This window comes from Nonomuraea sp. NPDC049129, assembly GCF_040648495.1.
In the GTDB taxonomy this organism is placed as follows: Bacteria; Actinomycetota; Actinomycetes; order Streptosporangiales; family Streptosporangiaceae; genus Nonomuraea.
In genome coordinates, this window is sequence record NZ_JBEZDU010000011.1 from 1 (window position 1) to 12,811 (window position 12,811).

Here is a 12,811-nt window from a genome sequence, read left to right on the forward strand (position 1 = left end):
GCTGCAGCCCGAGCAAGGCCGGCCACCTCTGCAAGGCCATCGCCGTCCTGCAAAATCACCGCGTTGCCCAAGCCGCCTGGGGATGAAAAGGGGTCAGTGTAGCAACCGACCGGTATGTGTAAAGCGGAACAGAAAATCAACACCCAGCCTCGCTTGGACTTGGCTTGCCTTGATATGGTCAGCTATGGCCTACCTGATCAAGGACCAAGCGGCAGGCATTCGGGGCATCGACGACATCATCGCCTCGAATGGGGCACCAGTCTCATCGGTCGGCGATGTCGATCAGTTGCAACTGTGGAATGGGCACCACCGTAAATACTGGAACAACGATGAACGAATGAGCCCGGCTCCGCTCGCCCGCCTCCTCGCCGACAGCCTTGGCCGCGGCCACCGGATTCTCGAACTGGGGTGTGGCAGCGGGAAAGATGCCATCTTCCTGCAGGAACAGGGGCACACGGTCACCGCGACAGACTTCTCAGAGTTCGCCATCGAGGAGAACATACGCTTTCAGGGAGCGTCCGGAGTCAGCTTTTTCGTCCAAGACCTGCGAGCGCCCCTGGCTTTTCCGGACAGCGCTTTTGACGCGGTCTACGCACGACTTTCCTTGCATTATTTCTCTGACACGGTCACCCGGGACATCTTCCGCGAGATACATCGTGTGCTACGCCCGACCGGAAGAATTCTGTTCACCTGCAGGTCTACCGACGACCCGCTCTACGGCGAAGGCGATGAGCTCGGCCCTGACCTTTTCCGGAGCGAAGGCCAGGTCAGGCATTTCTTCAGTGAAGAATACACCCGGCGCGTCCTTGCCGAGGAGAGCTTCACGATTGACAGCCTTATGCTACGCGACGAGCTCATCTACAATCATCGCGCCAGCGTCGTGCAAGGCTTCGCACGCCGCTCGCAAGGCTAAGAACGTAGTTTTTTCCTGGCATTGAGCAATTGGTCCCGGACCGAGAGGGCATCGGCCCAACGAACGGAATCACGCCAGTTCCATACAGCCTTGGACCCGGCCACTTGGGAGACCAAACGTCGGAGGTATTGCGTGACGCAGGCGGGGGCGTGCACTCCATAAGCAGGACCCGCATCCCGGCCGAACATGAGGTAGGCACGGCCGGCCAGGCTTTCGAGCGCGTCCTCATATGAAGTGAACGACTCGACATTCGGGTAGTCGTGAGCGACGAGTGGGAAGATGTCGACGTCCCCCGGGACCAAGTGCAGGTGGGCGTGGTCGATGCACGCTCCCGCATGCCGCGCGAAACTCTCCGCGCCATGCTCGAAGTAGGTGATCGGACCGTACACGCCCCTGAGTTTCGATTCAGCGTCACGTTTGACCGCTTGGAGTTCGTCGCGTTCGGCTTTCGAGAGGCCCGCAAGTGAGGGCATATGGCGATCGGTGATGATGAGCAGGTGCCCTTCCGCGAGCGGCGCGGTGTCGAGAACGACTGAGAACGATGCGCTTCGGAAGATGACCTCATCGCCATTTTCGGCGTGAAAGAAATGCTCCCAAACGGGCGAACGCCCCTCCGCCGACAGGACGCAGAAAGGGCAATCGAGAGTCCTGTTATAGATGACCATGTGACACCACCCTAAATAGAATATCGGTCGTCCGACTTCGATCTTCACTTGTCGATAGTTACTCTGATACGGGGCGATGCGATCTCAGGAATAGTACTCGGATTGCCACCTTGAGATGGCTCGGGGGCTATATTTATCACTTCCCCGGCAGCTGAATTGCGACGGCGCACATGATGGCAACGCCGTCGGACGGCGATGGCCTGATGCCGGCCAAGGCCGCTATCAGGCCGTCCACAAGGATTAATAAGGGGCCACAGCACTTCGGGTAAGCATTCACGTCGTCCGCACGGGCAAGGCCGAAGCGTTCTCATGTTGAAAGACCGTGAGCTGGGCGTGTGTGATCCGCGGCCTGCCTGGAGGGGCAGGGCGCGCATCACTCGTTCGATCGCGTCCGACGCCTGCCGGGGTCGACACGTCCGGGTCAACGGAGTACGCGTCAGACCCTCGCACGCCGTCCGGGGCGGTGACGAGGTCCGACTGCGGCACGAGGGCCACGAACGCATAGTGGCCGTCTCCCGGATCATCACTGAGCGCGTCGGCGCCACTGCGGCCCACCCCGGAAGGCTGCCGGCGCCGTCACCGCAAGCGACCGAGACCAGGCATGGATGAAACCCGCACGGTGCGGGCGTTGAACCCTTCGCACGCGAGTCGGCCGATTTAGGGACGGATGACATGCCTCTTGAAGGTGAGTACGAACCCAGCACCGCGCAGTGGGTGCGTGAGCAAGTGGAGCTGTACGAGAGCTCCGGCGGTACCAAGGGCACGACCTTGATGGACACGGGATTGCCCGTCGTTGTGCTGACCAACCTGGGCGCCGAGACCGGCAAGATCCGCAAGACGCCACTGATGCGTGTGGAACATGAAGGTCGATACGCCGTGGTCGCCTCGCAGGGCGGCGCTCCCAAGCACCCCGTCTGGTACTTCAACCTCAAGGCCGAGCCCCGTGTGGAGCTTCAGGACGGCCCGGTCAAGCAGGACATGAGGGCCCGTGAAGTGACTGGCACGGAGAAGGCCGAGTGGTGGGAGCGTGCGGTGGCGGCGTATCCGCCGTATGCCGACTACCAGAAGAAGACGGATCGGGAGATCCCGGTGTTCGTGCTGGAGCCGGTCGAAGTCTGACAGCCGGGAAAGCCTGCCCCACTGGGCGCCTGCCACCGCGTCCACCAGCAGCTGTGAGTCCCGCCGCGCTCGCCCTCGCGGCGGGACTCCTGCGTGCCTCTTGCGGCGGCCCCTCACGGGCGGCGCCACGTTAGTGATCGCTCTGTTCGATGCCCTTTGATTAACCGGGTACAAGCCTGGACCGGCTAATTGACGCTGCGTCCGGTGGCACGCCAGTCCAGCCCGTACTCGAGGGCCCGAGGGAAGCCCAGCATCCACGCGGCTACCGGTCCCCAGACATATCGTGATCCAATGGCTTTATCCGATCTCGATCGCGAGATGGTCCTGGCGGCTATCGAGGAGTACGACCAACTGGGTCGCGACGTCTTCCTGCAGCGGTACGGCTACCGAGAAGCACGCGACTACTTCATCATCCGCAACGGCCGCCGCTACGACTCCAAGGCCATCGCTGGTGTAGCACACCGCGGTGTCGACGGGCATCCGCTTCGCGCTTCGGAGTTCTCCGGAGGGGCCGCAACGGTCGGCAGGGTCCTTGGCCACCTCGGATTCCTCGTCACTTCGCGCGAAGACGCGTCGCCTGCCGCGGCATTCCTCGAAATGCTCAGAAATCTCGACACCGCCGTCTCGAACGGCCGCCCTAAACGGCACCAGCCGCTCACCTTGCTGTGGGCCCTCGGCCGCGCCGCACACCGAGCGGAACGCCTTGTTCCTTGGGATGCCACGCGGGCCGAGATCAGCGCACTCATCAGAGAGTTCGGCCTGCCGGGCGACCGGGCTACGCCTGAATACCCGGTTTTGAAGCTCACGCACTTCGGGTTTTGGACGCTGCCCGACCACCCGGAACCGCCTCGCCCCAGCGGCAGCCCACCTCTGGAGTGGATGAGCAGAAACCAGCCGGTCTCCGGTCTGCGCGAGTGGGTGTACGACCTGGTGACGGAGGACCAGGCGGTACGGTCCCAAGCAAGCGCGTACCTCTTGAGCAGGTACTTCCCAGATGTGGATCAGAACGCGTTGCTCATACGCGTTGGTCTGAGCGACCTCGACAATGAGCCGCTCCCGCCGCACGACGATGTCCGTACACCGGAACGCCGCCCGACCACGGTCAAGCGGATCGTCCGGGACAGCGCGCTCTCACTGCTGATCAAGACCCTGCACGATCACACCTGCCAGATGTGCGGGGTCCAGCTGCTGCTCCCTAACGGACCGTACGCCGAGGGTGCGCATATCCGCCCGCTCGGCAGCCCGCACGACGGCAACGACGTGATCGGCAATCTCCTCTGCCTCTGCCCCAACGACCATGTGCTCTTCGACCAGGGCGCAATCATCGTCCAGGACGACCTCACGGTGATCAACCGGCTCACCGGCGAGTCGAGGGGCCGCTTGCGCACCGTTCCCGGGCACGACGTCGATCCGCAGTATCTGACGTACCACCGCAGTTTGTACTGACTCATAACACGCGCTCAGCCGACGATCGGAGTTGTCGGATCTCTCAGCCACGAGTCTCCTGCGACGAACCCAACAGTCGCGGCCGAGGTGAGACACGAACATAAGCTGGCCTCGCCCGAGATGATCAACACCCACATACGTTCGGCCACCTCGCGGTGCCACGGGCCGGCGTATGACTCACGAGGAGACGACGTCTGGTCCCTGCGGCGGATTCGATAGATGCCGCCGCAGGCCAGGAGCTCGTAAACGACCGTGCTGCACGAGCAGGTGTATTCAAGGATCCGGCAGCGGGACGGCTTGTCCGTGGTCCACTCCAGGAGGGTCTTCGGACCGTCTGTCCGGTGGGGTGGGTGCGGAGCGAGTCCAGGGCACGGCCATGTCTTCGTCACCAGACTTGTGGGTGGGGCCAGGACTTCAGCCGCTCGCTTCGAGTCCGTCATGACCTCAACGCGCCTCATCCAGCCCTCCAGGCTGCTGCCCGATCTTCAGTAGGGCCCAGACGATCTTCCCGCCCGTGCTCGGCCATCGGTAACCCCACTCCGCGGCTGTCTTGTCGACCACCTGCAGCCCTCGTCCGCCCACCTCCGAGGCGCTGGGATGGCCGATTCTCGGCGGCTTAAGGCTGGGATCCCACACCTCTATGACCACGTCATTGGACGTCCGGTGGAGGGCGATCCACACGTGTCGATCACACTCGGCGAGCATCCCGAACGTCTCGTTTTCTGCTTCCGGAGCAATTTCGCATAGCTCGATGGCCTTTATGCCATTGGTCACCAGCTCGCTGCCGATGAGCCGGGCGTCGTCGATCAGCTCCTCGCATCCCCAGCTCTCCAGTACCAGCGCGACATACCTACGCGCGATCGACACAGATACCGGAAAAGCTGGCAGCTCAATGCAGTTGTGTTGATTCGCCCCTTTCTTCACCGTCCCATTCATATCGTGTCCTCGACAACGACCGTGTGAATCCACACCCGCTGAGGCCAGCGACGACTGCATGTCCCATTCATGCCCCGCACCGCCTCCCGCCTGCCGATCAAGCTCCGGATGTACGAGCCGGGAGACCTCTCTACGAGCCGAGCAGTGCGCGTCCATCTCGCCGACCACCTCCGCATGGGACTGGAAATCCGTTCACCGCACGCGACGGAAGCCCTGTCTTTCGCTGCGTGGAACCCAAGCATGAGCAATATCGGCGAACAGCGGAGCCTCCACCTCACGAAACTGGACGACAAAAGGAGGCGCAAAGCCTGTATTATCTGTCACGCACCTGTCGTTCTATTACTGCAGCCCGGGATATTCCATGGGCGACTGGCATGATGATCGGAGGGCAGGGTGGATACCGACAACAGCGATCAGATGTCACCGCGGGCGCGCTTCGCTTCCGACCTGGAGCGCTACCGGAAGAAGGCGAAGCTTTCTCAAATATCACTAAGCGTCCGGATGCGATGCCATACCTCTCTTATCAGCCATGTCGAACGAGGGCGCCGGACGCCGACACTGGAGTTCGCCGAAGCGGCCGATCAGGCTTTCGACCTTGACGGACATTTCGCAAAGCTATATAGGCAAATAACCCATTCACCCGCCCTCGGGTGGTTTGCACGCTGGGTGGAGGAGATAGAGCCGCAGGCGATCATCCTTCAATCGTGGGATCCGCTCCTGGTACCCGGACTACTCCAGACCCCGGAGTACGCGCGAGCGATCTTCTCCACGACGTCCCCTCCCGACCGGGCGGAGGAACGGGTTCAGGCTCGTACGCGACGCATGCAGATCTTCGACAGTCCCACCCCGCCGGTCTTCCTGGCATTGATCGAAGACAGCGTGCTGCATCGTCCGATCGGAGGGCCAGAGATCCTCTTGAACCAGCTTCGCCACCTGCAAGAGCTCTCACGGCATCCACGAATCACTGTCCAGCTAGTGCCTACCACTGCTGGTTGCGTGGCTGGCACGATGAGCGCGTTCGCGCTGGCACGTCTACGCGACGGCTCTGAGGTTGTCTCAGCCGACTCGGTCCTGTCTGGCCAAGTCACCGGCGATCACGATGCAGTCGTGCAGCTCAAGGTGAGATATGACAACATCAGAGCGGACGCACTTCCACATACCGTGTCGCAACAGGCCATAGAGGATGCGATAAAGAAATGGGCGAACTGAATCTTGACAAGGCGGAGTGGCGCAAGGCGACCGCCAGCGGTGACAACGGCCAATGCGTTGAAGTGGCAACCAATCTGCCCAACGTCGTAGCGGTGCGCGACAGCAAGAACCCCACCGGGCCTTCCTTGATCTTCACGCGCGATCAGTGGGCGGCGTTCCTGCATGGAGCGGTCGAGGGCGAGTTCAACGTCTGACCCTTAGGAAGCCCTCGGCGCCATCCCCTGTCAGCGCCAGCACCAGGGCCGAAGCGTTCTCAGGTCGTGAGACCGAGTAGGTGCATGCCATCGGCTGGGTGGCTGCGGTAGTAGTCGGCGGCGGAGGCGATGTTGGTCCAGCCGAGCAGGCGGGCCAGGCCGATGGCCAGGTTGCGCAGGCTGGCCATGATGCGGGGTGCGGTGCCGGTGCGGACGCGGGAGGCGTCTTCGCGGTAGGTGACGTCGCGGATGTGGTGCAGGGCTTCGATGCTCCAGTGGCCGCGGATCAATGCGGCGAGCTGAGTGTGGGTGATCCGGCCTGGTGGCAGGCTCGTGATCGCGTAGATCGTGACGATGGTGGTCTTGCCGGTCCTGCGGTCGGTACGGCGGCGTTTGACCTGGATGGCCTGGGCGGCGTGGGGAAAGGGCAGGCCGGGCCGGACGGTGCAGATCTTCATGCGGCGGATCTCGCGGCGGCCGTGGCCGGTCTCGTCGGTGCGGTCGTTGAGGATGGCCTCGCGCCAGGGTAGGGCCTTGAGCCTGCGCAGGAGCGTGGGCTGGTTGCCCTTGACGACGAAGAGGTAGTGGCCGCCGGCCGCGATGATCTGCTGGGCGTGGTCGTGCTGGGTGTGCAGGGCGTCGGCGGTGATCACCACGCCGGTCAGGTCCAGGCTGCGCAGCAGGGGTGTGAAGGCGGGGATCTCGTTGCTCTTGGCCTCGATCTGGCGTTGGGCCAGGACGGTTTGAGTGTCGTGGCGGATGGCGGCCAGCAGGTGGACTACGCCGTCGTGGGTGCGGCTGCCGCGCAGGGTCTTGCCGTCCACGGCTAGGCCGAGCAGGGGCGTTCGGGTGGATGTCGCCTGTTCGGTGGATGTTGCCTGTTCGGGTGGCTGGCAGGCGGCCAGCGCGGCGAGGTAGCCGCAGGTCACGGCGTCGAAGGCGTCGCCGTCCAGGCGGGCCAGCAGCCGTCCCAGGGTGGAGGCGGCCGGTCGCGTGGTGGCCGGAAGGCCGAGTTGGATGCGCAGTCCGGGGTCGTACCCGGCGATGAACCTGGCGAGCTGCGCCAGTGATGTCGCTCCGCTGAGGACGGCGAGGAGGGTTAAGGCGAGGAGTGGTCCGAGCCGGTAGCGGCGTCCTCTGCGGCTGCGGGGGTCGGGCACGGTGTCCAGTACCGCGGCCAGGGTGGGCAGGTCGATGGCCGGGTCGGTGAGGGTGACGTGCTCCAAGTGGCGACAGAGCACGTCGATCGGGGATGATGGCACGCGAACGCGGCCCCTGTTCTTGATCGACTGGCTAGACACCGCCGATCATCAGGGGTCGCGTTTGTCATCTCCGCACCGGGGCGCCCTTACTCGGCCACTCGACCCAGGGGTGCAGCAGTCTCACCAGCCGAGAACGCAACGGCCTTGGCGCCGGCACCGGCTGGATGGACGATCTGGAGCGCCGGCCGCATCAGCAACAGGCCGTCGCGCTCCTTACGCGTACGTCAGGCACCTTGCGTCGGACTGCGTCATTTGTCTGGTGGGTAGCCGTCAGGTTGGCACTTGAACATCTCGGCGAACCGCCGCTGGGCGATTTGCATGAGCTGAATGAGGTCGTGGTCCTGGTCTCGTGCGGGGTTCCGTTTGACGGTGATTGCGATGAGCGAGTTTTTGGATCCACAGCGGAACCAGGCTTCCACCGTCCGGTACGGATTGAATCGGACCTCGAAGTCAACGATCAATCCCTTGCCCAGTTCTCTGGGCAGTTCGGCCGGATTGCTCTTCTGCGCCCAGTCGAGGTATTGCTCGATGGTCCTCCGGGAGCGTGAGACGTCGTAACTTGTGAAGAAGAGGCTCTGCTTTTCATTCGAGATGCCGCAGTCATACCCGACAGGATCGCGTTTGGCCTCACCCGCCTTGTAGGGACCGGTGTGGTCCGTCAGATCGGCCGATGAGCGGTGGCGTAAACCCACGCGGGCACCAGAGCGTCAGATGGGGCGACTAGAGATCGCTGTCGTTGCTCATCGCTGAAGTGACGCAAGCATCACGATGGCAGGTCAGAGGGCCGTTCCACACCCAGCACGGGAGCGCACTATATGGCAGGTAACTCGAAGGCCGCCGGATGCCTCACACTCTTTGCGATCCTGGCCGTCGTGGGCGGTTGCATGCGGCTGTTCGGCTACGAAACCGAATCCGAAAAAGCTGCAGCCATAGCCGAGACCGCGCGAGCAGCCGGCCTGCCGGATCTGGTCGGCAAGTCCCTCACCGAGGCTCAGAACACCGCCCGGACGATGGACATCCGCTTGGACGACGAGGGCATCGGCATGATCAGCTCCTGTCACGACAAGACCGACTGCATCATATTCCGGATGTCTCCCAAACCGGGCGCCGTGGTGGAAAAGTTCGGAGAAGCGTCGGTCACGTGGGCGACCAGCGAGGAGCGAACCTGGTACAACAAGCATCGAAAGATGCCGAAAGTGGTGGGCTGGTCAGAGGAGAAGGCGGAGCGCTTCTTCGAGCCCGTTGAAGCAGCAGTCGACGATACGGCCACACGGGAGAGCCGAAAGGTGCCCGCCGGGAAGCATTTGGTGCTAGCGCAGTCCCCGAAAGCCGGAAAGCCGTTGAAACTGGGTCAGAAGATCAAGCTCGTGATCGGCTACAACTACGAGTCGTCCACCAGCACTGGGGACACGAGATACGGCAACACGGATATTGACGTACACGTCGGCGACGGAGGCGAATCGCGATTCTGCAGCCGACGCTGGTGGTGCTAACGGGCCGCTCTCCGTCGTCGGGCAGCGCCCACGATCAGCACCGTAGCCTGCGCGCCCCACAGTGACGATGCCGCCGGAGCAACTGACCGCTAGGAGATGTGGAAGGGTTAACCAGAGCTGGTGTCGCGGAGTGGACCGTACGCCTTGAGCAGTTTCTTGAGCTCGAGCTTGGTAGCGCTGAACGGGACAGGGCGGTTGCCTTGTCCCTGAAAGTGGCCGAGGGCTTACAGGAGGGGCGGCTTGTGTGGTGCGCGCTCGCCACCTCTGGTCCAACACCGTGCCGGCTCTCCGGAGTGCATCGACTGGCTCGACCAGTCGGTCATGCTCCGCCGCGGCAACGGGCGACCGGACTGGCAACCGCTGACCAACTTCACCCTGTACGTCGCCCATACTCCGCTGGCGATGGAGAACTACCTCAAGGCCCGAGTTGCGGAAGAGGGGGCAGCCAGTCGAATCGAGCGTGCCACCAATGCCGCTTCAGTAGTTCCACTCGACGAAGCTCCGAGCGTCCCTTATCGTCACATTGATCCCACAGATAGTCGTCCACAGAGATCCAGGGTTTCCGGATGATGGCGACACAGGAACAGATCAGCGCCGCTCGGCGCACGATCGAGCAGTTACGCGACCAGCATGCCAATGACCTGCGTAAGCTCATCGGTCTGCTCCAAAGCGGCGCGATGAAGGGCAAGGCAGCGGACAAGCTTGTCGAGGACTGCCAAGCCTGGGAGGCCGCCTACAAAGGCGTCTTTCACCGGGCACTCGCATTGCTCGAATCCACACCCGTGACCCCCGGCTCCGCCGAGTCGCCCACCGACCTCCTAGGACGCGGGCGGGGACAACTTCCCTTTCGCACCGATCCCGGGGCGCCTCGCTGATGAGCCCGCATCCGACACGCATCGGTATAGACCCGGCGCTGATGAATCAGCTGATCAACGAGATTCGGCGACTAAAGCAGTCGTGGCCTGAGATCGACAACCAGATCGGCAGCGCCTTGCGCGCAGCCGACACGAGCATGTACGGACCAGGCATGTTAAGGGACATCAGCTTCCAGATCGGTGAGCGAATTCCCGATTTACAGCGACGCCTGGACCTCATCATCGCGACCCAGAAGATCGGACTCGACAAGGGTGTGGTTTGGGCGGATGAGTCGCTCTGGGTGTCGAACTCACCCACCAGCGGTGCGGCAGCGGCCAAGCAGGTAGCCGACGAGTTGCGCGCCGCGCGACAAAACTTCCCCTTCCTACAGCGGCCTCTCAGCGCCAGGACGCTCGATGCGCTGGAGAAGCATCAGCATGATCCGTACTTTGCCATCGCGTTCGCTAAAGAGATGCCACCTGAGGAGCTCAAAGAGCTCCTCAGAGACCTCGATCAGTCTCAAGCAACCATGCTCATCGGCAAGGATGACAAAGGGCCTGAGTCTGACGCACAGCGACTTCTGAGCACTCTCGGAACCATATTAGGAACGGCGTCGCGCGGAGTCGGCGACATGAGGTTGCCAAAGGGCTACGGCGACCAGTTGATCAGCAACAAGGATGTTCGAGACAGCTCCACGGTAAACGAACTGCTGAGACACGGCGCCTTCGATGACGCATTTCTGCGCGACCTGGCGAACAAGGTATATGACAACACGCAGAAGAGCCCTGGTGATCGAGGAGACATAATAGGGTTTGGCTCAGGCCTGGCAGCGGCTCTGGCCAACAATCCTAGGGTTGCGCAAGATTTCTTCGCCGACCAAGCGCGAAAACCGCTCGCTTTCTTGATGCGGAACAACCGTTGGGATGACGGCGGCCGAGAGATGGGACGAGCAATCGAAGCCGCCACTACCACGTATCGGGACCATGCTGAACCTCCGGAAAGTTCTCGAGGGTACAAGTCAGCCTTGATCGCCTCATGGGCAGTGCACTTCTGGGCCGACAACAAAGCTCAGTGGGCGCTTCCAAAGACACAACTAAGCGCAGCACGCGTCCTGTCCGCCTACATCAGCGACGTTAATCGAATCCCCGGAAGCAGCCCCAAAGAAACCATGGGCGTTACACCCCTGGCTGACTCGGATCCAAATCTGCCGGGCCAGCAGCCGTACGGCGCCCAGTTCGAACGCAAGGCTCTCCAAGATATGATGACGTGGGCATTTGGTGACCCCCAGGCGCTCAAGACGGTCACCGAAGCTCACGGCAGATACAGCCTGAAGGTTGTAGACACACAAGCAAACCAAATTGAAGAGGCAAGCACCAAAGCATTCAAAGAGTGGCAGAGAAGCCATCCCAACGCCACCAAGTCCGAGCTTGTCGAAGAGTGGCAGAAAACTCTCGAAGCGGGCATGGTCAGCGCCACAGCCGAAGAATTCAAGGCCAAGGTTTTCAATCTGAGCAGGTCCCTCTACCTCGTAGTAGACGCAGGCAACCTTTCCGACATTAATAAGGCAGATCGGAAGGACGAATCCTACGAGGCGTTTAGTGACGCGATCATAAATACGACAAAGATGGTCCTCACGCCCGCCGGAGACGAAGTCGTTGCGGGATACGAGGGCATGCAGGACAGCCTTGATGACGCCTTCAAGTTCGAGGAAGGCAAGAAAGCACGAGCCCAAGCCGGATCTACACTGATCGAAAGTCAGAACTTGTTCAAAGATCTTGTCGCGGGCGCAATGCTACGACACGGGCTGTTCGGCGAGGGTTCAACCCCGGGCGGCACACACCCGCACGCCTTCCGCAACTACGCCAAAGATTCACCGGGAGACTTCCTCAGTAAGGACGGACAGCTCAAGCCGCGGAGCACCATGGACGCCACAGAGGATTTCGCATATACAGAATGGCTAGGGCAATCGAAAGCGTCGCGGATCTTCAACGGCATCGATTCCTCGGTCCGAAGCGGATTCACTCCCCCAGGGTCGCCACCAGATCCGAAGGCGGACGAATGAGCAGTCGCGTCTTGCTGTCAGCCGCCCTCGCCGCTCTCCTGCTCACGGCTGGCTGCTCATCCCCTCCCGTACAACAGGATCGGCGTCCGTTGGGCAACGTAACCGCCGAGCCTCGTGAATGTGGCCTCATCTCCCGCGATGCCATTGCTCGCGCCACAGGCTTACATGACTTCTATGCGGATGGCACGGACTCGATAGCGCACTTCGCGTACTGCCAAGTGACGAGAGCGCCGGACGCTTCAGAGCCCGCATGGATGTTGATAGAGCTGCGAGCTCCGATGGCTACGTCCATCCAGAGCCTCGAAGCCACCAAGGCAAGCGACAAGGGAGTGTCTCTGCCGAACGGTCTAGGGCCTGGGTTCAGCGCCTTGATCAAGGATGAGGAGGGGACCCCGGTGGGCGCCTACGCGCTTACCTGGGTGCCTGATGGGTCCAAACTGCTTTCCGTCAAGATCGCACGAGGCGCGCCTGGTCGGGACATTCGCGCCGACGCCGTCGAGTTCGCCAAGCAACTCAAGCCCTTCCTCTTCTCCTCCTCGTCAGGCTGACTCCCAGCAGTCTGAGTGCCGCATCTTCCGTTGACCGCGCGCAAACGTGGGGTGAGACATTCGTCGACCTGCACCGCGCTGGCAACGGGCTGTTTCATCGTCGCTTCTG

Annotated in this window: 14 protein-coding genes and 1 pseudogene; 10 read left to right on the forward strand and 5 right to left on the reverse strand. The window is 62.1% G+C overall.

The features are described from left to right. The first annotated feature begins 184 nt into the window (after window positions 1-184). Window positions 185-913 carry a class I SAM-dependent methyltransferase gene (locus AB0B64_RS31680; protein ID WP_357943481.1) on the forward strand — a complete coding sequence of 243 codons (729 nt, stop codon included), beginning with the start codon at window positions 185-187 and terminating at the stop codon, window positions 911-913. Here the strand turns inward: AB0B64_RS31680 and AB0B64_RS31685 are convergent. Further along, window positions 910-1,578: an HIT family protein gene (locus tag AB0B64_RS31685; RefSeq protein ID WP_357943479.1), complete on the reverse strand. Its 669-nt coding sequence runs from the start codon at window positions 1,576-1,578 to the stop codon at window positions 910-912. The genes AB0B64_RS31680 and AB0B64_RS31685 overlap by 4 nt on opposite strands. A gap of 309 nt (window positions 1,579-1,887) precedes the next feature. Between AB0B64_RS31685 and AB0B64_RS31690 the strand changes: the two genes are divergently transcribed. The 3 genes from AB0B64_RS31690 (at window position 1,888) to AB0B64_RS31700 (ending at window position 4,143) form a co-directional block, all read left to right on the forward strand. Continuing rightward, a complete protein-coding gene (locus tag AB0B64_RS31690; RefSeq protein ID WP_357943477.1) occupies window positions 1,888-2,187 on the forward strand; it encodes a S4 domain-containing protein in 300 nt (99 codons plus the stop codon). A 63-nt stretch (window positions 2,188-2,250) separates the two neighbouring features. Beyond that, window positions 2,251-2,697 carry a nitroreductase family deazaflavin-dependent oxidoreductase gene (locus AB0B64_RS31695; protein ID WP_357943475.1) on the forward strand — a complete coding sequence of 149 codons (447 nt, stop codon included), beginning with the start codon at window positions 2,251-2,253 and terminating at the stop codon, window positions 2,695-2,697. Window positions 2,698-2,886: 189 nt separating this feature from the next. Then, entirely contained in the window at window positions 2,887-4,143 is a 1,257-nt protein-coding gene (locus AB0B64_RS31700) for an HNH endonuclease (RefSeq protein ID WP_358181520.1), read from the forward strand. Window positions 4,144-4,587: 444 nt separating this feature from the next. Here AB0B64_RS31700 and AB0B64_RS31705 read toward each other — a convergent pair whose 3' ends face one another. Next, window positions 4,588-5,079 carry an ATP-binding protein gene (locus AB0B64_RS31705; protein WP_358181523.1) on the reverse strand — a complete coding sequence of 164 codons (492 nt, stop codon included), beginning with the start codon at window positions 5,077-5,079 and terminating at the stop codon, window positions 4,588-4,590. A 393-nt stretch (window positions 5,080-5,472) separates the two neighbouring features. On the opposite strand from AB0B64_RS31705, the gene AB0B64_RS31710 reads away from it, so the two are divergent. After that, window positions 5,473-6,288: a helix-turn-helix transcriptional regulator gene (locus AB0B64_RS31710; protein WP_358181526.1), complete on the forward strand. Its 816-nt coding sequence runs from the start codon at window positions 5,473-5,475 to the stop codon at window positions 6,286-6,288. Then, window positions 6,276-6,482: a DUF397 domain-containing protein gene (locus tag AB0B64_RS31715; RefSeq protein WP_358181529.1), complete on the forward strand. Its 207-nt coding sequence runs from the start codon at window positions 6,276-6,278 to the stop codon at window positions 6,480-6,482. The genes AB0B64_RS31710 and AB0B64_RS31715 overlap by 13 nt, the downstream gene beginning before the upstream one ends. Window positions 6,483-6,541: 59 nt before the next feature. Here the strand turns inward: AB0B64_RS31715 and AB0B64_RS31720 are convergent, their stop codons facing one another. Together AB0B64_RS31720 and AB0B64_RS31725 are read right to left on the reverse strand one after the other, a co-directional pair. Next, window positions 6,542-7,708, reverse strand: a complete 1,167-nt coding sequence (locus AB0B64_RS31720; RefSeq protein ID WP_358181532.1) for an ISAs1 family transposase — start codon at window positions 7,706-7,708, stop codon at window positions 6,542-6,544. 284 nt (window positions 7,709-7,992) lie between these two features. Next, window positions 7,993-8,436 (reverse strand): hypothetical protein, encoded by a 444-nt coding sequence (locus AB0B64_RS31725; protein ID WP_358181535.1) that lies wholly within the window; start codon window positions 8,434-8,436, stop codon window positions 7,993-7,995. 123 nt (window positions 8,437-8,559) lie between these two features. Between AB0B64_RS31725 and AB0B64_RS31730 the strand changes: the two genes are divergently transcribed. Beyond that, complete coding sequence (locus AB0B64_RS31730; protein WP_358181538.1) at window positions 8,560-9,237, forward strand: PASTA domain-containing protein; 678 nt, start codon at window positions 8,560-8,562, stop codon at window positions 9,235-9,237. A gap of 110 nt (window positions 9,238-9,347) precedes the next feature. Here AB0B64_RS31730 and AB0B64_RS31735 read toward each other — a convergent pair. After that, window positions 9,348-9,536: pseudogene (locus AB0B64_RS31735) on the reverse strand (hypothetical protein); the annotation flags it as partial. 267 nt (window positions 9,537-9,803) lie between these two features. Here AB0B64_RS31735 and AB0B64_RS31740 point away from each other — a divergent pair. The 3 genes from AB0B64_RS31740 to AB0B64_RS31750 all read left to right on the forward strand — a co-directional run bounded on the left by AB0B64_RS31740 (window position 9,804) and on the right by AB0B64_RS31750 (window position 12,702). Continuing rightward, window positions 9,804-10,112: a hypothetical protein gene (locus AB0B64_RS31740; protein ID WP_358181541.1), complete on the forward strand. Its 309-nt coding sequence runs from the start codon at window positions 9,804-9,806 to the stop codon at window positions 10,110-10,112. Window positions 10,113-10,153: 41 nt separating this feature from the next. Continuing rightward, the gene (locus AB0B64_RS31745; RefSeq protein WP_358181544.1) at window positions 10,154-12,154 is read left to right on the forward strand and encodes a hypothetical protein; all 2,001 of its coding nucleotides are present in this window, start codon (window positions 10,154-10,156) and stop codon (window positions 12,152-12,154) included. 278 nt (window positions 12,155-12,432) lie between these two features. Continuing rightward, window positions 12,433-12,702, forward strand: a complete 270-nt coding sequence (locus AB0B64_RS31750) for a hypothetical protein (protein ID WP_358181547.1) — start codon at window positions 12,433-12,435, stop codon at window positions 12,700-12,702. The last annotated feature ends 109 nt before the right edge of the window (window positions 12,703-12,811 follow it).